The following is a 19,763-nucleotide window of genomic DNA, read 5'->3' on the forward strand; positions in this document are numbered from 1 at the left end:
GCACGGCAACCGGCAAAAAAGGACAGGGGAATGAGAGAGGGTGTATAGATGTGTTGATTTTAGATGTGCAAATAACCTGCCATCGCTAATACCGAGGGCAGGTTATCACAAAAACAATATGAACCCTCTCCACCGGAGAGGGCAGGGTGAGGCTCTACACCACCACCGCCGGCAAATTATTCACCCACGATGCACTGATCTTGTAATAATTCAGGCTGCGGTATTGCTGGCCGGTATCAGCATCATGGGTAATGGTGACGGGCTTTTGCGGGGTACCAATGATGCGGGTAAGTCCATTGTTATCAGTAAAGCGGATAACGCCGCGCTCGCCGATGTATTTTTGAAATACCTGGTATAGGGCCACGTTTTGCTTGTTGAATGTGAACACCAGCGAGTAGCTGTATTCGGTACCGTTGGCGGTAACCTTGCTGCTATCCTTAACCGAAGCCGTTTCGGGCAAAAAGTCCATATCTTCCCAGGCATACATGCTGTACAAACTGGCCGGATTAAAAGCCGAAAACCAGTTGGCCATGGCCAAACTCAATTCGCGTATCGAACCTACGTTGTTATCTTCGGAAATGCTTGCTGCGTAGCTCATGATGCAAATAATAAGTTAAGTGGCGATTGATTTAAAATAGCAGTTGTGATCTCCGGGTGCTGCTTGGCCTCCTCAAAAAAGTTGAGCGTAAACTGCGGGTGAACTTCCCGGCGTTCCTTGGCGCGCTCATCAAGGCGCATACGTTCGCGGTAGTACCAGCGTTTCAGGTTTTCAAATGGCAGCTCATCTTCGGTAAAACCATACATTGCCTGAAACTCGCGGATGGTTTCATCAACCTGGTAACCCGCCTTTTTAAGCTGGGTAATGAGCCTGTACATTTCTTCGTGCAGCAGATCCGCAACTACGCTGTTAAAACGCTTCACATTATCGCTGCTCACCAGGCTGCCTTTTTTACGCAACGTACCCTCGCCAACCAATACACCAATGAACTCGCCGTAAATAATCTTGTCCTTTTTGCGCACGTCGGCAGGATTTACTTTTGGCATGTGTTCGAGGGCATTGTAAATGAAGGCCGGGGCGAAACCGTTTTCGGTAACAAAAAAAGGTTCGCTGTAATGAAACAGCAAATACTTGCGGATGTATGGGTACACCGAAAGCCTGATGAGGTAATCTTTAGCCATTACTTTTAGGATTTGATTCCCAAATATAAATAAACAACTGCAAATATTTGCAGCAAAAAAATACAGCAAAGCCCTGCGGGGTGACCGTTTTTGTGTTTTAGTGTTCCTACGTTCCTACACGCTCCACGTGTTCCTACATGCTCCTACGGCAAAAAGTGCTTTTATAAGCTTTAAATCAACTTTAGATACATATTGAACATGTGGAGCGCTTTTTTAACTTTTGCTACACTTTTTACACTTCGCTACGTTTTTCAAAGGCGAGGTGCGTTTTCAGGCTTTAAACGCACTTTTTAAATTTTGAGGCCTGCTCCTACGGCAAGGTACATTTTTACCCATTTTGGCAAAAAGGACGTGTTTTTTGTAGGAACACTGTAGGTGCAGTAGGTGCATGTTTAAACATCTATGCGTTTTTTTGCAGATTTCGGGTGCATATTGGTAAAAACAAACGGTATGTTACCTTTGCAACATGCGCTCACAAGTCTTCAATATCACCTTTCAGCACAAGGGCAAGGCCTGCGAATACATCGTTGATAAGATGTTTTTCGATTACGAAACCTTAAAGAAAACTTTTTACCGCATCACTGCCAAAACGGGCAACCGAGACGTTGAAAAGATAGGCGGTACCTGGACTAACTGCGGCGGCAAGCCCCTACCCGCCGATATCCTGCAAAAAGTAGGCACCGCCATTGACGAAGCCGAGGCAAATGGGTTACCATTCAATGGGTATAAAAGTGGTGTGATGTAAAACAGGTAATACTACGTGGTTTATTCCCGAATGTTGTAAATAGCTTTATGCTTTATTAACCTAAATATTAAAACTATGGCTACAGTATTTGACCGGGGCGACCTGCTTTATGGCGGCTACAAACACACCGCTCACCCCGACGATGATCCACGACTTACCGGCAGGCCCGACAGCACCATGCTCAACCGAAATGAATCGTACGAAATGGCTTACTTCATTAACCGGTACATGAACCAAAAAGGATATTTGCAGATATCAACCGGGCAAAAAATTGAAAGATATTTGAAAGAGTACGGAGGCAGCAGTCGGTCACATGCCGAGTGGCGAAGAATACTCGACAACGGCGCATGGGCATAAAACAAAGCCCGGTAGTTAATTGCTATCGGGCTTTGTTTTGCATATTAACGTAGGTTAACCTATTTGACTTATCAAATCATTTGCGGCGCTTATAGCAGTAGCATTTATTACTTTATTGAGGTTTTCTTGTTGATATCCTTTTTTTGAAAAATGCTCAATTATTAACGGGTTGCTCCACATGCCTGATGCTATTTTTGCAGATGTCTCAATAAGAATTTGGTTACGTGGATTTTCTTTAAATTTTTCGGGTTCTGTCGTCAAAGGCAGGTCAACCAAACCCACAAAAACTTTTCTAAACAAGTCACTTCCCTTGCTGGCCGGTGCTGTTTGCCACTGGTTATAGGCTTCAACGCCGTAATCAGAACATTCGATATACTCGCCGTTAACGCCCAGCTTTGCCTGAATAATCACTTTAACCTGATCGGCAGGATATTCGCCATCGGGAAGATCCGTAATGTATTTATGCTTATCTGCAAAATCCTCAAACGTTGACCATCTTCTTTGCAAAACAGCGTCGTAAAGGTCATCGTCGTCGCTGCCCAGCGGTTCAGTATCGCCATATTCGTTCTTAGGTCGAGCTTCACCGGAAGAAACTACCCATGTTTTTATATCTGTTGTGGTGTACATCTTATAAAATTTTAAAGGTTACAATAGTTCATCAATCTTATCAATTACCCGCTGGGCATCGTCCTTATACCGGTCGTTCAGTATCTCGTATTCAATAAGGTTTGAATAACCTTGCCTGATGTTTTTTAGCATATTAACCAGTTCCGACTGCCTTACGTTAAATTGTTTATTTAGCTCACCATGCTTGTTAACGGTATCGTGAAACAACCTTTGCTCATTAGTGTAAGCTTGTTTAAGCCAGGCATAATCAATAATAAATACATCGATAGCATTTTTGAGGGTGTTGTAGCCTGATAAAAATATATCCATCATTGCAGCGGTGGCTAATTCGTCAAGGTCATTATCGAATGATTCAACCACGTGCCTTAAGGCGATTGCTTTTATCGTATCGTCGTTAAATAACAGGCTATTTATTTGCTCATTTTCAACTTTTATGTATCGGTCAACAACCTCGTAGTAGTCGTGGGGATGGCAAATACTTTGATAATAGCCATCTGCAATTAACCGGTCGGAAATATCATCTTCCTGTAGGTTATCAAGGTCGATATCTAAATCGATAACCTTGCCTTTTTGTTCGCCGTGGGTAAGCCTAAGCTTATAACTGATCGTTGCGTTTTGAATGTTGCTCATATAATTAAGTTTTAAGTGTTATCAATAAGGTAATTTCAGTACCACCATATGGCCCTGTTCAAGCAGGCGTATCATTTTATCGTATTCAATAAATTGGGGTTCGCAGGTCATGTATTCGAGCAGGTGAATGTTTTGCGGCCGCCACTCCTGCGCTTCATCATCATAGCACCACCCGGCGCTGGTACACAGGTACTTTTTACCGTTAGCACGGCTTTCGTACCAGGTCCATTGATGTATATCTGCTTTGGGGTTAGGCATGGTTAATCATATTTTCGTAAGCCTCAATCGCTTTAAATATCTGTAGTGCCACCTGCGGTACAATGGCGTTTCCACCGGCTTTGATGCTTTCGTTTCGCCACTTTGAAAAGGTAATAGCGTCCAATCCGGAGGAAATCCCATCATTTCCATCACAAACAGGGGATTGAGTTGGCCAGTTGCGCCAACTCGAAGGACGGCCCCCGGGACGGTGTCCCGTTGTGCCTGTGATGTTGGCAGGGTGCTGTTCTTGCCATCCTGCGACGCGGGTGTCGGCATCAGCGATTTTATTTTGCCTATCAGGTTTACAACATGCCCACGGCGTACACAACCCGATTTGTGATTGGCTCCCCCTAATGATGTTGTAGGTGTCGGAAGCAGTTCGCCACGCTTCACCATTCGTGTTAAACTGTTCTGATTGTTCCCGTGCCATGCCTTTTCCGCTTCTGATGCGGCCGGCGTTGGTAATAATCCCCGATTGGCCATTTCCCCTACTGTCATCCCGAAACCATTGCCGTTGTACCCTTTCGAAATGGCTTTTTGCCGCCGCTGGTCTATTTTGTCTAAGTCGCCTTGATTGGTGTCCATAACCACGGGCGTAGGCAACAAACCAAACTCGGTCGCGGCGGTGCGGTGCGTTGACGGCACAAGCTGGAAGTACATACGGGAATACTTCGTACCCTTCAGCTTCCAGGTCAGCCTGCACCTCGTTGAATACCATGCCTCCGTTCCAATTAACAAGTCCGAAAACGTTTTCGCCCACAACCCAACGCGGCCGAATTTCTCTAATTGCTCTAAGCATTTGGGGCCACAGGTGGCGCTCATCCGCTTTTCCTTTTCGCTGCCCGGCGAGGCTGTATGGCTGGCAGGGGAATCCGCCGGTAAGAACATCAATAAGTCCTCGCCAAATAGTGAAATCTGTTTTGGTAATGTCATCGTAGCTTTTTGATTTTGGAAAATGAAACTTTAAAACTTGCTGGCAGAAGGTATTCCACTCACAGTGAAAAATGTTATCCCAGCCAACCCACTCGGCCGCAAGGTCGAACCCGCCAATTCCGCTGAATAATGATGCGTGTTTCATAGGTTAAAATGGTGTTTCATCATCCGGTGCAGGGCTTTCAAAGTTCAGCTCGGCATCGGGGAAATCAATTTTGGTTACTTTCATGCGGCGGTACACCCTGTCGGTGCCTTTGCTTTCGCTTAGGGTACCGGTGATGTTGATGGTGCGGTCGCGCTTTACCTGGTGCGCCATGTTAATGAGGTCGCTAAGGCAGGTGGTCAGCACGTCTTTTTTAACCCGGTTGCCCGCATCGTCGGTATAGCTTTGATCTTGCAGCAGGTTAAACGATAGCTTCGGTTCGCCTATCACATCCATTATTTCGGCATCCTTCATCACCTTACCGGTCAGCTGCACCTCGTTCAGAGTATCGTCTTTAAAGCGTTCGAGGTTAACGCCCAGCATATCGTAATCAAACACGTAGCTGCTGGTGTTTTGGCTATTGGTGAAATGGCTGGCCGGGTTGCTGCCTATGTAACTCTCCTGGTCTTTCATGTAAGTTAAAATGGTTTGTTCGTTTTGGCCTGCCTTACCCGTTTGCGTGCGCACCTCTTTGAGGTACAGCATGTGTATGGTGCTAAGGCGCAGAAAAAGCAGCTTTTTAGGTTCTTCAAAAGTTTTGGTTTGGTTGGTTTTACGGTCTACGGATATGCGGATATCCTTGCGGGTTTCCACTTTAAAGTGGTTGCCCTGCTCAATGATCTTCTGATCGAGCAGAAACTCAACCGTTTTCCAAAATTGGCTAAGCGAGTTACTTTCGCTCATGATGCTGCTTAGCTTGGTAATTTCGCGGCGGCAATGCTCAAAAAAGGTATGGTAGGTAAAGCCAAGCTGCAAGCGTTCGCTCATGAGACTCACCATGGTAAGGGCAACGGTAAAGTTCTCCATGATGCGGTTTTTGGGTGATAGACCATCGCGGGTAAAAGAGGCTTTAAGTTCGCCGCTCACGCGGATGTAGCGGTGCAAAAACTGGTCGGCCACAAATTGCCGGTGCGCCAGTATATCGCAGATCAGGCTGCTGATGCCTTCCTGTTCGTGGTGTTTAAGCTCATCATACAGGGCAATCTTTTCGGCAGTACGGTTGCTGTCTTCGGTTATTTTGCAGGGCAGCGTACGGCTCAAAACCGAGTTGTCATCTTTGGTACTCAAAAACTGGCCTATGAGCACCACTGCTACGTTTATCGCCTGGCTGGTGGTTTTGTTGCGCCTTCCGGTACCTTTCTCTCGGCCTTCGCCATCGTATGCGCCCTTTATCGCCCTGAACCATTCTTCTTTGATGGCGTTTTCGTCGAACTCGTTTAAACCGATGGCTACATTGATAAAGCGGGAAAGCAAGCTAAAAAAAGCGTAATCAGTACCGTTGTTAAGGTTAAACATCGGCATATTGTGCGTAAAAAAGTTCACTACCGATTCGGCAATTTTCGACTTACCCGAACCTACCGGGCCATAAAAGTAAAGCAACGGGAAGTTGTGGTTTCTTTTAAAGAGGATATCCCTGAAAATGGTCATCATCACAAACGCAATAGCCATCATGCCATGTTCAGGGTAAACGCCAACCATCAAGCGGCACCAGTGCGAAAAATCGATCTTAGCAGGGCGATAGCACAAAAATTTGTCGTTCTTGTAGATATCGTCTTCGGTACGCACCCCTTCCAACGCATTACTCGCGCCCATGCTCAAAAAGTTATGCTCATCAACCCGGGCAATGCCATACTGGTTATACTCGATAATTTCGTTTTTGTAGATGAGGTTGCTAAAGCTGAAAAAGCCCTCGGGTTGCCAGCCCAGCGTAGTAAGCTCAAAGCATTTGGGGTATTCGCCCAGGTAGTAGCTTTTAATTTTGTTGAGGTGGCTTTTTTGGAAACCGTCGAACGTGTAAAAATTGCCCTCGCTGGTGATAATGGTATCAAAGGTTTCCATACTGGTAAAAGCTTTGCCGGGCAGCTCGATCACCGGTTTAAGCATGCCGTTGTTAAGTTCGGTAAGGCGACGGTTGCCGTTTTCGTCCTTAGTGTAAATATGGATGAGCGGGATAAGTACAAAGTTGGTCAGCCTTTTTGGCCCGTTGCCCGTGGCGAAGTAAATGCCCGTATTGGTCAAATTATCGAGGCGGCTTACCCAACCATTCATTAAATAAAACTCGCGCATTTCGCCGTTTAGCCATGCCGGTAGCGCGTTTTCACCCTCGGCCACAAATTGAGTGGCTTGCTGCTCGCGGAAGTAAATAAACTGGTTGATCTCCTTTAAAATAGTCGCTTTTGCCACCTTAAACGTTTTCCCGATGGTGGTAGCAATGGCATCGCGCTCTATGCCATTGGTATAATAGCTGATATGTTCGCAAACGGTTAGCAGATTTTCGGCTATTACTTCTTTGGTTTTGTGCAGAGTATAATGATCTATCACCCAATTTTGATAGTTAACCAGCTCATCGGCGTAAGTATTGATGAACACCACGAAACGCTGCGCCACCAAGGCATCGCAAAGGCTCAAATCAACCTCGCGGGTCACCAGGTATATTTTTGTACCTATAGATTTTAACTCGTTACAAATTTCGACCGTGGTAGCTTGCAAACTATGCACCAGGTTAGGCACTTCCAGTTCGGTAAAAGCGGTAAGCAGGGTGTCATCAGTAACGAGGTGCCAGTAATTCACGCTCCTGTCCGGGTTAACCAGTTCGAAAGGGGCAATTTCGTCGGATTGCGCATCCGATAAGATGTTCAGTTCGGAAAGCTTTTTTTCCAAAAGGTATTCGTCGGCAATAAAAACCTCCCTTGCTTTACTTCCGTCAAAAGGCCCAACAACATTAGCTTGTTCCAGTTGATCCATGATGCGACCAGCACGATTATAACCGAGCTTTAGTTTACGTTGAATTAAGCTGGTAGAACCTTGCTGATGTAAAACAACAAGTCGTGCCGCATCTTCAAACAGGGGGTCATATTCTATTTGGGTTTTCAGTATTATGGGTTGTATTTTTTGAAGCATATTATTTGCGGCAAAACTGGTTCAAGTAGGTATATTTTTTATCGTGATGATATTGCAGGTTGTCGGACATCAGCATTTCAGTAATGTTTTTTTCGGATGGCGGTTCGGCATCGTCTTTTGACAGATCGGCCACCGGTAGCCTTATGCGTAGCCCCTGCGAGTACATGGCCGTTAGTTCGTCGCGCTGGTAATGCAAAGCCATGTTCGGGTTGATGCCGCACAGCGAGGAAAACAAAACAAGTTTGGCAGCATCGGTATGCAGCTTATTGTATTGTTGCACGGTGGCATCCTTTTCGGCCTGTAGCTGATGTATCTGTTCTTCGGCGCTTTGGTAAAACTCAACCAACTTGTTAATGATATCGGTTTTCACATCAACCGCGCGCTGGCTGGCCTTTCCGCTATCCACGTAGCGCTGCAACTCGGCCTGCAAGCTTTTCACCGCCGCCTCAAAACTGGTTTTAGCATTAGCGTACGACATAGATTAGGCGGGCTTACCGGTAGTTGACAGCACTTTGAACTCAATAACCCATATCCACGGGTTAGAATCATAATTTTCTCGTCCATTGATGCTGCACCAAAGTTCAGCCCAATGAGCATTTAAGAGCATTTCTTCGGTGAACTGTGCGTTTTGGTGTCCGTTTTCGAATACTTCATCAGGGATAAAACTTAAGGCGCTATTTTCATGACCTAACTTAAATACCGGCTTGCGGTCGTTAACAGGATACCGCACACCCTCGGCTTTAATATCATCAATACTGATTTCGTGCAGGCGCTCAACCCTTGTAGCTGTTTTTTCGAGCCAAATGCGGCAAAACTCCTTAGGTAGAAATCTCCCGCGCTGCCATTTGCCCAGCGTTTTGCGTTTTTGAATGTTGCGCAGGGTATTTAATGAAACCTGTTTAAAGTGCTTTTCAAGTTTTGAACCGTCTTTATACTCGCAAACTATAATGTTGCCATTAACGGTGATCAGGTGTTCTTCTTTCAGCCAAAGCAAATCGCCAGTTTCACCGAATGGGGCTTTGGCAAAAAAGTCTTGAATATATTCGGAATCTTCATCCTTTAAATACCATTCAGGGCCGCGAGTTTTATTACTGTCTTCATCGTACCATGTTTCAAAAATTGGCTTTAAATCTTTGATATTATCTTCGTCAACTCCTCTTAAATCGGGTTGCTTTTTTACTGTTCGCCTGGTCATCGTTTTTCGCCCGGCAAGTATGGCCAGCACCATATCGGTACTAAATAAAATAGGGTGTTCTTTCATCGTTTTAAGTCTTTATTGTTCAATCAGTTTGCAAAGTATTTCGCCGATGGCTATGCCGATCAGCAGGCTTACCGTAATGCAGATAAGCCATTTATATAGAAGCGGTGTTGTCATGGCTTTACCTCCGCTTTACTGATAGCGGCATTGCAACTCTCGAATAGGATAGGTATACCCAATTCCTTGGCAATTGCGTATTCGATACGTGCGCCACGGCTTTCGCCCCATCCGTCGATCATGTAAATTGCCTCGGCTTTCCGTATCAGCGCTTCAATGTCAACTATCATGTAGGATATCCAATCGCCACGGTGGCTGTGATCCAGTTCCATCGGGTTAATCACTTCGTGCCCCTGTTGCTTCAACTTCACCTCGGCCGACCAAAAAACCGCTTTTGATATGGTGATAGATTGGCCGGTTATTTTGCCTGATAAGTAAATTCTCACAGTGTGCGCCCTTTCCACAACTTGCGCTTTTGGCTTTTAAGCTGTTTTTGCCTGTACCAATCGGCTATTTTTGGGCCATGATAAGTGTACAAAACGATAATTAACACGATACAGAACAATACCACCCCATGGGTAGCTAAAATTGAAGTGCTCATATTTTAGGAGTTTTTGGTTAATAATTTCAGTGCAATTCGGAGGTCGTCGGGGTTCTTTACCGTAAGTTCGGTAGCCTCGGCATATTCGTCGCCCGTTATTTTGTGCCTGCATTTCGAGTAATCGCACAGCGCATACGGGAAACCGTAACCATCTATCAAAGTGGTGCAGTTCTGCCTGATGTTGCAGGCAGGGCATACCAGGTTAATAATGGCGTTCAGTTGCATTGGTTGCTTAGGTTATTGTTGATGTTATACAGCACCACATCAATCGGCAAGCGTTCCAGGTGCAACTCGATCAGTCCATCGAGCATGTTCAGTGCGTTTTCAAGCACCAGCAACCTTACATCTGCCGCCACCCTTGACGTAGCGGGCAGGCTCATATCATTAACGATATCTTTCAAATCTTCGATATCGTAGCAAAGTAAGTCACGTTCGTTAAGGGAGGCGTTCAGTAGCAGGTTCATATTATTTGCGTTTAATACGGTTACGTACAGCGAAAAATTTAGAGCGGTTCTTTTGGCGTTCCACACGGCCGGCACGGGTTTCGTAAACCTCACGCGCGATAGCGAGATACTGTACCAGGCTCACGCCATCAGGCAGGTTTTCGATTATTCCGTTCTTCACTTTCATAAAAAAGTCTTTAAAGGCCACCAATCCGCAGGTTTTGATATAATTTTCAAGCGATTTTTTTACATCGCCATGCGGATCATTAGGTAATTCGATAGGTTCGCCGCTGGTTGTGATAAAGTTTAGGGAAGTTTGCATCAGGCGGCCTCCTTTAAAAGTTCGATAAGTTTTTCGCTCATTTTAACAAAATGAGCGCTGCGCGCAATGCGCCTCGCAGCAGCAGCAGCATCAGCAGCAGCAGCATCAGCAGCAGCAGCATCATCAGCAGCAGCAGCAGCAGCAGCAGCAGCAGCAGCAGCAGCAGCAGCATCAGCAGCAGCAGCAGCAGCAGCAGCATCAGCAGCAGCATCAGCAGCAGCATCAGCATCAGCAGCAGCATAAGCAGCAGCATAAGCATCAGCAGCAGCATAAGCAGCAGCAGCATCAGCATCAGCAGCAGCATAAGCATCAGCAGCAGCATAAGCATCAGCAGCATAAGCAGCAGCAGCAGCAGCATCAGCAGCAGCAGCATAAGCAGCCTTGCGAAGTTCTTTCCATTCTTCCCTCGTAACAGTTGATGTTAATGATCTTGTAAAAGCATCGGCAACGTTTTGAATACCAGCACGGGTACGCTCATTTTTATAAAATTTGATGACACCTTCGGTGTCATCCGCAAGCATCCACGCCATAAACTTGCGCCATACAGGTTCAAGATCAACACCTACAGGTATCGCCTCCATAAAGGCAAGAGGCCATTTTTTGGAGTTTTCTGCCGGCATGCCTTCAAAAAAACGATCTTCTAAACGGGCAATGATTCGCGGTATGCCCAATTCGGTTTCATATCGGCCGTGTATGTCGCTGGTATTAACATTACCACTGGCCATATCTTCCACGGTGTACATAGTGCAGGTAACCGCACAGCCTTTTTTACGCGAAGCATCGTAGTAATCGCCCTGAATGAGGTTATCCAGCTCGCGGTGTTTTTTAAGTTCTGCTACTTTTGCGTCTTTAATTTCCTGCTTTCCGTGAAAGCTTAATAGTGGTTTGTTCATTGTTTATATGTTTTAATGGTTTATTGCTTGTTGTAGCCTAAGTAGTTGCGGCAAGCGGTTAGCACCGCCTCTGTTTTATCATTCCAGGTGGTAAATAACTTTTTTGTAGCCGTTGGTGCGATGTACCTGAAATTGAGCCATGTTTTTAAGATCATTACACACGCCGCCCGTGGCATCATATACCTTGCGGCATCCAGCATGTTCAATATCTCGTCGATAGCTAACAGCTTTTCGGAAACGCCTTTAGCATTTGGGTAGGCAAGCAGGGCGCTGCGGCGTTCCAATGCAAATTTTTGCAGTATAACAATAGCTTGCTTTTCGGTAAGCTCGGTTTGCTGTGGCTGGGTGATGGCTAATGGTTGCATGATTATATCAGGTTTTTTTGAGTAGCGAAACGGGCAAGATCAACCTTTCGGTAAAGCCCTGTTTTAGCACGTATATTTTTGGTGTGGGTAGTAACGGTACCCAGCGAAATAAAAAGCTGATCGGCAATCTCTTTATCAAGTTTACCCTTTGCAACCACCTTTAGTACTTCAATTTCACGGCGGGTAAGCACCTCGCCGGTGTCGGTACGCAGGTTATCGCACAGCCTGCCTTCGTGCGGGCATTGGCCTCTTTTAGGGCATGGCCAGTACTCGCTTTCCTGCAATTGGCCATCAACCATATCTGCCTTGTTGTCGAACCCCCCGTAATTACAAATCAGGTACTGCCTCAACATTTCGTGCGTATTGGTAATGCCCATCAGCATCAGTTCAGCCACCTTTTCGGGGTATTGCCACATGTTGCGCCTGATCACATCCATGGTTTCATTATCGAAATCATCAAAAGCGATGCGGGTACCGTTTTTAAGCTTGTAGGCTTGCAGGTCGGCATCAACAAAAAACTCAACATTGTTGTCTAAAAGTCCGGCTGGTAACAGGTTTTGCATGGCTTAATTGTTGGTAGGTTGTGAAGCGGTCAACTGTTCGAGTTTCTTAGCGCGTTCCTGTGCCTTTGCCTCCATATCAAGCTTGTTTTTTGCGGCGAGGTCGAGCAGGTGATCGTAAACAACATCGTTTCGCCTGGTGCAATTAGCCACCTTGCTCACTGTGCTTACAGAAACATTAAGTGCCTCGGCAACAGCCTCCCGCCAGCCATCAGGCAAAAATTCGGTAGGGATAGGTTCTTTAATTTCGAGCTCCATGCAGATACTATTTTAATGGTATTTTATTAGTGTTAACTTTGTCCGATTTTTGTCCACGATTTGTACCGTGTTTGTACAATCAAAGTACTGCAATAAATTGCATTGATGCAACTATTTGAATGTAAATTATTGCATATAAATTATAAGTAATTGATTGTTAATAAGATAAAATTTGCATCTACATGAATAGCTACCCGTTCCTACCCACAATCAGAAAAAAATTGGCGAACAAAGGCAAGCCGGTACCATGGCTGCTAACCGAGATCGGGCAGTCTCAACGATGGTTAGATGGAATTACCGAAATAGAAAATTTGAAGCTTGGAGTGATATTTAAAATATCAAAAGCCTTAGAGTTCGATTTTTTGGTTGATTATTACAAATGGCTGGATATAAACGATGTCCCGGTAAGGCAAGTTTTGGCGGAGCCCGAGAGCGTGTATAAAAAGGAGGTGCGAAAAGAAGACATAACGTTTACACTCACCGTTCGAGGCGATGTAAGAAACGCGAGCAAGGTAATGGCTACATTAAAGGCCGAGTCAGAAAAACAAGGCTACGTTATCGACTAAAATTTCACAAATATTTCACAATAAATTCGGAAAATATTGATTTTCAATGGTTAATATAGTTAAAAATAATCCCAGCGGGATCACTGAAAAAGCCTCTCTAAGCAATTAGAGAGGCTTTTTTCATTTCTGTTGTCATTTTTGTTGTCGGTTTGAATAATTAATTGGTGAATTCAGAAGATGTATATTCTTTAATAAGACAAACTTTTGATGATTTGTCTCCGCTTTTTGAGAACGTAAATAGTCACTTTATATTTCCTGAAGAAATCTTTATCGAACATCAAAAAGAGGTGATTAACAAATTCCATAATTCATTAAAAGAACTTTCATATAGTGACCCGAAAGTATTTGTTGAAGAGCTTAAAAACTTTAAAAAAGTTATCACTAAAAAAGCAGATCCTTATAATTATCACGAAAACGAAATTTTATACACTGCCTTTAAAAAGTTAAATGAGGAAGAACGAACAAACTACTTTAAAAACCTTAAAATTTAATAACGGTTTTGGACGATTTTATCGATAGTATGCCACTATATTCAAAAAATCAGTTTGAATGGAAAGCAACTCCAACGGACTTTATAGAACTAGTAACGGCCCTTCATGAAAGCGGTATTATCAAAAGAATAGACGGAGAAAAACTAACTCGTAAAGAGTTGGCAAATAACTTAATGCAATTTTTCAATATTGAAAATACCATTTTAAATCTTGAAAAATTATTATCATCGAGGACTAATAATAAAAGAGGATTAACTCTATTTTTAAATAAATTGGAACAGGCATTTTCTGCATTAATGAGAATTTTATTAACATCACATATTACTAATATTTTTAGTATTACATTTGTGTAACTTTTGTTATGCAAGAATTTTATATCGATGTGGTGATGTACCGGGGGCTTACCCGGATACAGGTGGACGAGGTGCCGCCTGAAGGCTGGACTAGTCAAGGTAAACCGCAATTTATCATTGAGTTTTACGCAGACTCGGGTTTCCTTACGTTAACACTACAACTAGAGAACGGTATTTGGTATGACCGAAACACAAGGCTTTCAGCAGAGGATTATCATTTACGTTTTTTTGAACCTGGTCCTGATGAAGCTTTTGTCCCTAATTACAAAAGCCCGTTAAGCACGGAAGATATCAGGATAATTGGAAATGGTATAAGTAACTACATGGTGGTCGCGCTGACCAGTTATATGGGCTTGTTTATCCCCCAATTTCGTACCCCTACTTTAAATTGATGATACCATGGAAAGTAACAAAAATATCATCAGCAAACTTCGGCAGGATATTCTGCAATGGGAAGGCTATAAAGCTCCTGCTACAGGACAACGCGATATGTTGGGATTGGGACCGCTGGAAAGTGCTTTCCCAAATGGAGTATTCCCCAAGGGTAGCGTGCATGAACTAATTTGTGCCAGCAGCGAGCAAGCGGCGGCTACCGGTGGCCTGGTGTCGGGAATATTGTCGCTACTGGTACAGCCCGGCGGGATTTGTGTATGGATAGGGCGCGATAGATGTTTGTATGCGCCTGCACTGGCTACATTCGGTTTAGAGCCGCACCAGGTGATCTTCATTAACCTGATGGATGATAAAGATACCTTATGGGTGATGGAAGAGGCCTTAAAATGCCCTGGACTTACAGCCGTTGTATGCGAATTGCGGGAGATGGATTTTAAACAATCGCGGCGTTTTCAATTAGCCGTAGAGCATAGCCGGGTTACCGGGTTTGTATTGCGTAACGCAACTGGAAAATTGGGATCAACGGCCTGTGCTGCACGTTGGCACATAAAGCCTTTGCCTAGTGCTGATTTAGGTGGATTGCCAGGCCCTGGTTTCCTGCGCTGGCAGGCTAATCTCTTAAAAGTACGTAACGGACAAACAGGTAGCTGGGTATTGGAATGGCAAGAAGGACAATTTGTGCCAATTACCGAAACTACAGTTAATTTAGAAATGCAGGTAGGGTGAACAATGCAAAAGCGTTTTATGGCAATCTGGTTTCGGCATTTGCTTACAGACGGGCTGGCACGGCGACGGCCCGAACTAAAAAGCATGCCTTTTGTATTGGCCTCGCCTGTTAAAAATAAGATCATAATTAGCGCTTCAAGTAAAATTGCTGAAAGTGAAGGCGCGTTTGCCGGTATGGCGGTAGCGGATGCACGGGCGGCTGTCGCTGAGTTGATTGTGATTGATGAAATACCCGGGCAAGCCTTTAAATTATTGCGCTTGCTAGGTCTGGGTTGTATCCGATATACCCCAATTGTTTTTATTGACCTGCCTGATAAACTGATTCTTGATATCTCCGGCTGTGCACATCTTTGGGGCGGCGAACGGGAGTACCTGAAAGAGATAGTTTTTAAACTGCGTGCCGCGGGCTTTGATGCACGGGCTGCCATTGCCGATACACCAAGCGCAGCCTGGGCAGTGGTGCGTTATGCACAAAAGAAACCAATTATAAGTATTGGCGGGCAGGTTGCGGCAATAGCGGCGTTACCACCGGCCGCTTTGCGGCTGGAACCGGAAGTGCTTGATCGCTTGCAAAAGCTGGGGTTTCGTAACATCGGGCTATTGCTGGAATTACCCGGCTCTGTACTGCGCCGGCGTTTCGGGCAGGGTTTACTTCTCCGTATTGATCAGGCTTTGGGCCGAGTAGAAGAATATTGGGAACCACTAACACCGCCGGTGCCTTATGCCGAGCGCCTGCCATGTTTAGAACCTATCCGTACGGCAGCAGGCATTGAAATAGCTATCGAAAAACTACTTTCGGCATTGTGTTTACGCTTACAGGCAGAAGGCATGGGTTTACGTAAAGCTTTTTTAAAATGTCACCGTATTGATGGCCGTAAGGTACAGGTGGCTATTTCTACAACAAAAGGGTCGCATAGCATATCACACCTGATGCGATTGTTCCGCTTGCAGATCAGTAAAATTGAACCGGCATTGGGTATAGAGCTTTTCATACTTGAAGCTACTCGTGTTGAACCAATAGAAGCTATGCAAGAACAATTGTGGGCAGAGACAAAGGGATTGGCTGATACCGCATTAGCTGAACTACTGGATCGTATTGCCGGGAAAGTTGGCCCACAAGCCATACAGCGTTTTTTACCGGCAGAGCGTTACTGGCCCGAACGGTCGGTGAAATTAGCTGCATCCCTTACCGAAGAACCGGGGATAGCCTGGCCGTATGCATTGAGGCCTATTCGTTTACTGCGAGTACCTGAACCCGTAGAGGTAATGGCACTGGTACCCGACCACCCGCCAAAGTTATTCATTCATAAAGGCAAACGCCATACTATAACCAAAGCTGATGGGCCAGAACGCATAGGGCGCGAGTGGTGGCAAGATAGTGGTGAACACAGGGATTATTATATGGTTGAAGACAGCGATGGGCAGCGTTATTGGTTATTCCGTTCGGGACATTACGACGGTGGCGATGCCCGCTGGTATTTACACGGATATTTTGCTTAAGAAAGTTTGATATGAATTACGCGGAATTACAAGTAACATCAAATTTTAGTTTTTTACGCGGCGGCTCGCATCCTCACGAACTGGTGGAACAGGCGATGGCCCTGGGCTATGAAGCAATTGCCATTACAGACAGAAATTCTTTAGCAGGTATTGTACGTGCACACATGGCAGCTAAAGAAGCGGGCATTCGTTTTATTCCTGCTTGTCGGCTTGATTTGATGAACGGTACAAGCTTACTTGCCTATCCTACCAACCATCTGGCTTATGCGCGGTTGTCGGCATTACTTACATCGGGCAACCTACGTACGGAGAAAGGAAAATGCGAGCTGTATAAGGCAGATGTATATGCTCATGCCGAAGATATATTGTTCGTGGCGATACCGCCGGACAAACTGAACAATCGTTTCGAGTTGGATGTAAACTTTCTTAATGATTTGGCAGAATACCTTGATCATTTAGGACAATCACTGTATGTGGCGGTCTCTTTTAATTACCAAGGCCAGGATGCCAAGCGCTTATACCGGCTTGCCGAAACCGGTGTGCCTTTGGTGTCTACAGGCGATGTATATTATCATATCCCCGAAAGGCGCGAACTACAAGATGTGTTAACTTGTGTTAGGGAGAAATGCACTATCCATACGGCTGGTTTTAAGCTGCATTCTAATGCAGAACGATTTTTAAAGCCTTTAGATGAGATCCACCGCTTATTCCGATCTTATCCTGAAGCATTAACCAATGCACAATTCATTTCTCAAACCTGTACTTTTTCGTTAGATTCTTTAAAATATCTGGAACCGGAAGAAAAACTGGTAGATGGTTTAACCTCACAGCAGCGTTTAGAAAAGCTGACCTGGGATGGTGCAAAAGAACGACTTGGTGACCCGCTACCGGAAAAGCACCGCAAACAGATCGAGTTTGAGCTGGATTTTATTGAAAGAAGAAAATTGGCCTGGTATTTCTTGCGGGTTTATCGCTATACACAACAGGCAGAAGATTTAGGTATCCTGCATCAAGGGCGTGGCTCTGCCGCTAACTCTACCGTGTGTTTTTGTTTAGGGATAACGGCGGTGAATCCGGCAGAATCACGTTTGTTATTCTCCCGCTTTATGTCTGACGCGCGTAATGAATGGCCGGATATCGATGTGGATTTTGAGCATGAACGTCGTGAAGAGATAATTCAGTTTATTTATAACGATTACGGGCGCGACCGTGCAGCCATTGTAGCAACAGTAACACAGGAACGGCACAAGGGCGCTATCCGGGATGTAGGTAAAGCCATGGGGTTATCAGAGGATACAATTAAACGGATCGGTGCGACCATTTGGGATTTTTTTGAGGAGGGCTTTGATGAAAAACGACTACGCGACCAAGGCCTGAACCCTAAAGATCCGCTCATTTTGAAAGTACTACAGTTAACCTGCGAACTTATTGGCTTCCCACGGCAGTTAGGTCAGCACACCGGTGGATTTGTGATCACTGAAGGTAAATTATCCGATCTGTGTCCTGTACTCAACGCGCGAATGGAGAACCGTACACAGGTGGAATGGAACAAAGATGATCTGGAAGATTTGCAGATACTAAAGGTTGATGTACTGGCTTTGGGGATGTTAACGATGATTCGCAAGTCGTTCGATTTAATATTGAAACATTATGACCGGAAACTTACGTTAGCCAATGTACCGCAAGAAGATCCGCTGGTGTATGACATGATCTGTAGGGCAGATACGATCGGTACATTTCAGATAGAAAGCCGCGCGCAGATGTCAATGTTGCCGCGCTTGAAGCCGCGTAAGTTCTATGACCTTGTAATTGAGGTTGCAATTGTTCGGCCGGGACCTATTCAAGGAGATATGGTGCACCCTTACCTACGACGACGAAATCATGAGGAAGAACCTGAATATCCGAAACCGGAATTAGAAGAAATATTGAGCCGAACGCTGGGTGTGCCGCTTTTTCAGGAACAGGCAATGGAGATAGCGATTGTAGCTGCGGACTTTACACCGGCCGAAGCTGACCAATTACGCAGAAGCATGGCTTCTTTTAAAGCAAATGGCAAACTTCATTTTTATGAGAAAAAGCTGGTAGATGGTATGGTGGCTCGTGGATATGAGGAAGATTTTGCACGCCGTATATTTAAACAGTTACAAGGCTTTGAAGGTTACGGATTTCCCGAAAGTCACGCGGCATCATTTGCCTTATTGGTTTATATCTCTTGTTGGTTAAAACATTATTATCCCGATGTATTCTGCGCAACCTTACTCAATAGTCAGCCGATGGGGTTTTACCAGCCTGCGCAAATCGTGCAGGATGCACGTAACCATGATGTACAGATATTGCCTGTAGATGTTAACTACTCTGATTGGGATAATACACTGGAAGCTAAAGGAGGAAAATATTATGCTATGCGATTGGGTTTCCGACAGGTTAAAGGTTTGAAAGAAGATGATATGCTGCTGCTGATAACTATGCGTGATGGAGGATATATGCACATTGATCAATTGAGGGCGGTGGGTGTGCCGGAGGCAGCTTTGGAAAAATTGGCCGACGCAGATGCATTTCGTTCAATGGGAGCCGACCGTCGAATGGCTCTTTGGGAGGTATCAGCATTAGCGGATAGGCCCATCGGTTTGTTTGACGGGCAAGTATCCGAAACCGTGTTAGAAGATACGATACCTCTACCTCTGATGACACGGGGCGAGCATGTGGTGCAGGATTATGTTTCTACGGGGCTCTCCTTAAAAGATCATCCTGTGGGATTATTGCGTGCCCAGTTAATGCGCCTGCGAAATACAAAAGTTAATGACTTAGCAAAGTACAAAGATGGTGATTTTGTACGCCTAGCGGGACTCATTACGGTACGGCAGCGACCAGGAACGGCCAAAGGCGTTCTATTTATGACATTAGAAGATGAAACCGGTTCAGCGAACCTTGTGGTTTGGCAGCAATTGTTTAATCGTTACCGTAAAGAAATTGTACAGTCGAAGTTACTGATGGTTGCTGGTAAATTACAAATAGCCAACGGAGTAACGCATTTGGTGGTTCGCCAGTGCTTTAACCTAACGGCGCTGCTCAGCGGCTTAACCGCCACGGAACTGCCGCAAACGCTGGCCCGTGCTGATGAAACGACGAAACCTGTCAACCACGACGGTCTTTCCAGCCCCCCTGCTTCGGATGCTTTTCATAAGGGTCGGAATTTTCATTAATC

Annotated in this window: 26 protein-coding genes and 1 pseudogene; 9 read left to right on the plus strand and 18 right to left on the minus strand. The window is 45.1% G+C overall.

What is annotated here, in order from left to right; all coding sequences use genetic code 11:
* Window positions 1-154: 154 nt before the first annotated feature.
* Both ABD894_RS15795 and ABD894_RS15800 read right to left on the minus strand, forming a co-directional pair.
* Entirely contained in the window at window positions 155-598 is a 444-nt protein-coding gene (locus ABD894_RS15795; RefSeq protein ID WP_345212029.1) for a hypothetical protein, read from the minus strand.
* A complete protein-coding gene (locus tag ABD894_RS15800) occupies window positions 595-1,179 on the minus strand; it encodes a hypothetical protein (RefSeq protein WP_345212030.1) in 585 nt (194 codons plus the stop codon). Before ABD894_RS15800 ends, ABD894_RS15795 begins: the two co-directional genes overlap by 4 nt.
* A gap of 466 nt (window positions 1,180-1,645) precedes the next feature.
* On the opposite strand from ABD894_RS15800, the gene ABD894_RS15805 reads away from it, so the two are divergent.
* The gene (locus ABD894_RS15805; RefSeq protein ID WP_345212031.1) at window positions 1,646-1,924 is read left to right on the plus strand and encodes a hypothetical protein; all 279 of its coding nucleotides are present in this window, start codon (window positions 1,646-1,648) and stop codon (window positions 1,922-1,924) included.
* A 75-nt stretch (window positions 1,925-1,999) separates the two neighbouring features.
* Entirely contained in the window at window positions 2,000-2,281 is a 282-nt protein-coding gene (locus tag ABD894_RS15810; RefSeq protein WP_345212032.1) for a hypothetical protein, read from the plus strand.
* A gap of 54 nt (window positions 2,282-2,335) precedes the next feature.
* Here ABD894_RS15810 and ABD894_RS15815 read toward each other — a convergent pair whose 3' ends face one another.
* From ABD894_RS15815 to ABD894_RS15890, 16 genes and pseudogenes are all read right to left on the minus strand, one after another.
* A complete protein-coding gene (locus tag ABD894_RS15815; protein ID WP_345212033.1) occupies window positions 2,336-2,908 on the minus strand; it encodes a hypothetical protein in 573 nt (190 codons plus the stop codon).
* Between the two features lie 18 nt (window positions 2,909-2,926).
* On the minus strand, window positions 2,927-3,538 hold the full coding sequence (locus ABD894_RS15820; protein ID WP_345212034.1) for a hypothetical protein: 612 nt from the start codon (window positions 3,536-3,538) through the stop codon (window positions 2,927-2,929).
* Window positions 3,539-3,559: 21 nt separating this feature from the next.
* Window positions 3,560-3,796, minus strand: a complete 237-nt coding sequence (locus ABD894_RS15825; RefSeq protein ID WP_345212035.1) for a hypothetical protein — start codon at window positions 3,794-3,796, stop codon at window positions 3,560-3,562.
* Window positions 3,789-4,874: a DNA cytosine methyltransferase gene (locus tag ABD894_RS15830; RefSeq protein ID WP_345212036.1), complete on the minus strand. Its 1,086-nt coding sequence runs from the start codon at window positions 4,872-4,874 to the stop codon at window positions 3,789-3,791. Before ABD894_RS15830 ends, ABD894_RS15825 begins: the two co-directional genes overlap by 8 nt.
* Before the next feature lie 2,691 nt (window positions 4,875-7,565).
* A pseudogene (locus ABD894_RS15835) lies at window positions 7,566-7,784 on the minus strand (DNA translocase FtsK); the annotation flags it as partial.
* Window positions 7,785-7,833: 49 nt separating this feature from the next.
* Window positions 7,834-8,310: a hypothetical protein gene (locus ABD894_RS15840; protein ID WP_345212037.1), complete on the minus strand. Its 477-nt coding sequence runs from the start codon at window positions 8,308-8,310 to the stop codon at window positions 7,834-7,836.
* 3 nt (window positions 8,311-8,313) lie between these two features.
* Complete coding sequence (locus ABD894_RS15845; RefSeq protein ID WP_345212038.1) at window positions 8,314-9,093, minus strand: hypothetical protein; 780 nt, start codon at window positions 9,091-9,093, stop codon at window positions 8,314-8,316.
* Window positions 9,094-9,203: 110 nt separating this feature from the next.
* Window positions 9,204-9,533, minus strand: coding sequence for a DUF4406 domain-containing protein (locus ABD894_RS15850; RefSeq protein WP_345212039.1), 330 nt, complete (start codon window positions 9,531-9,533; stop codon window positions 9,204-9,206).
* On the minus strand, window positions 9,530-9,688 hold the full coding sequence (locus ABD894_RS15855; protein ID WP_345212040.1) for a hypothetical protein: 159 nt from the start codon (window positions 9,686-9,688) through the stop codon (window positions 9,530-9,532). Before ABD894_RS15855 ends, ABD894_RS15850 begins: the two co-directional genes overlap by 4 nt.
* 3 nt (window positions 9,689-9,691) lie before the next feature.
* On the minus strand, window positions 9,692-9,913 hold the full coding sequence (locus ABD894_RS15860; RefSeq protein WP_345212041.1) for a hypothetical protein: 222 nt from the start codon (window positions 9,911-9,913) through the stop codon (window positions 9,692-9,694).
* Window positions 9,904-10,152 carry a hypothetical protein gene (locus ABD894_RS15865; protein ID WP_345212042.1) on the minus strand — a complete coding sequence of 83 codons (249 nt, stop codon included), beginning with the start codon at window positions 10,150-10,152 and terminating at the stop codon, window positions 9,904-9,906. The genes ABD894_RS15860 and ABD894_RS15865 overlap by 10 nt, the downstream gene beginning before the upstream one ends.
* Before the next feature lies 1 nt (window position 10,153).
* Entirely contained in the window at window positions 10,154-10,453 is a 300-nt protein-coding gene (locus tag ABD894_RS15870; protein ID WP_345212043.1) for a hypothetical protein, read from the minus strand.
* Window positions 10,453-11,346 (minus strand): hypothetical protein, encoded by an 894-nt coding sequence (locus tag ABD894_RS15875; protein ID WP_345212044.1) that lies wholly within the window; start codon window positions 11,344-11,346, stop codon window positions 10,453-10,455. Before ABD894_RS15875 ends, ABD894_RS15870 begins: the two co-directional genes overlap by 1 nt.
* A 20-nt stretch (window positions 11,347-11,366) precedes the next feature.
* Window positions 11,367-11,711, minus strand: coding sequence for a hypothetical protein (locus tag ABD894_RS15880; RefSeq protein WP_345212045.1), 345 nt, complete (start codon window positions 11,709-11,711; stop codon window positions 11,367-11,369).
* A 2-nt stretch (window positions 11,712-11,713) separates the two neighbouring features.
* Window positions 11,714-12,274: a response regulator transcription factor gene (locus tag ABD894_RS15885; protein WP_345212046.1), complete on the minus strand. Its 561-nt coding sequence runs from the start codon at window positions 12,272-12,274 to the stop codon at window positions 11,714-11,716.
* A gap of 3 nt (window positions 12,275-12,277) precedes the next feature.
* On the minus strand, window positions 12,278-12,529 hold the full coding sequence (locus tag ABD894_RS15890) for a hypothetical protein (protein WP_345212047.1): 252 nt from the start codon (window positions 12,527-12,529) through the stop codon (window positions 12,278-12,280).
* Window positions 12,530-12,750: 221 nt separating this feature from the next.
* Here ABD894_RS15890 and ABD894_RS15895 point away from each other — a divergent pair, with 221 nt between their 5' ends.
* The 7 genes from ABD894_RS15895 to ABD894_RS15925 all read left to right on the plus strand — a co-directional run bounded on the left by ABD894_RS15895 (window position 12,751) and on the right by ABD894_RS15925 (window position 19,761).
* A complete protein-coding gene (locus tag ABD894_RS15895; RefSeq protein WP_345212048.1) occupies window positions 12,751-13,095 on the plus strand; it encodes a hypothetical protein in 345 nt (114 codons plus the stop codon).
* Between the two features lie 164 nt (window positions 13,096-13,259).
* A complete protein-coding gene (locus tag ABD894_RS15900; protein ID WP_345212049.1) occupies window positions 13,260-13,586 on the plus strand; it encodes a hypothetical protein in 327 nt (108 codons plus the stop codon).
* Window positions 13,587-13,594: 8 nt separating this feature from the next.
* The gene (locus ABD894_RS15905) at window positions 13,595-13,939 is read left to right on the plus strand and encodes an RteC domain-containing protein (RefSeq protein ID WP_345212050.1); all 345 of its coding nucleotides are present in this window, start codon (window positions 13,595-13,597) and stop codon (window positions 13,937-13,939) included.
* 8 nt (window positions 13,940-13,947) lie between these two features.
* Window positions 13,948-14,331, plus strand: a complete 384-nt coding sequence (locus tag ABD894_RS15910; protein ID WP_345212051.1) for a hypothetical protein — start codon at window positions 13,948-13,950, stop codon at window positions 14,329-14,331.
* 7 nt (window positions 14,332-14,338) lie between these two features.
* Window positions 14,339-15,058 (plus strand): ImuA family protein, encoded by a 720-nt coding sequence (locus tag ABD894_RS15915; RefSeq protein WP_345212052.1) that lies wholly within the window; start codon window positions 14,339-14,341, stop codon window positions 15,056-15,058.
* Between the two features lie 18 nt (window positions 15,059-15,076).
* Window positions 15,077-16,558: a Y-family DNA polymerase gene (locus ABD894_RS15920; protein WP_345212053.1), complete on the plus strand. Its 1,482-nt coding sequence runs from the start codon at window positions 15,077-15,079 to the stop codon at window positions 16,556-16,558.
* 11 nt (window positions 16,559-16,569) lie between these two features.
* Complete coding sequence (locus tag ABD894_RS15925) at window positions 16,570-19,761, plus strand: error-prone DNA polymerase (RefSeq protein WP_345212054.1); 3,192 nt, start codon at window positions 16,570-16,572, stop codon at window positions 19,759-19,761.
* Window positions 19,762-19,763 lie beyond the last annotated feature (2 nt).

This window comes from Mucilaginibacter gynuensis (genome assembly GCF_039541195.1).
Lineage (GTDB): Bacteria > Bacteroidota > Bacteroidia > Sphingobacteriales > Sphingobacteriaceae > Mucilaginibacter > Mucilaginibacter gynuensis.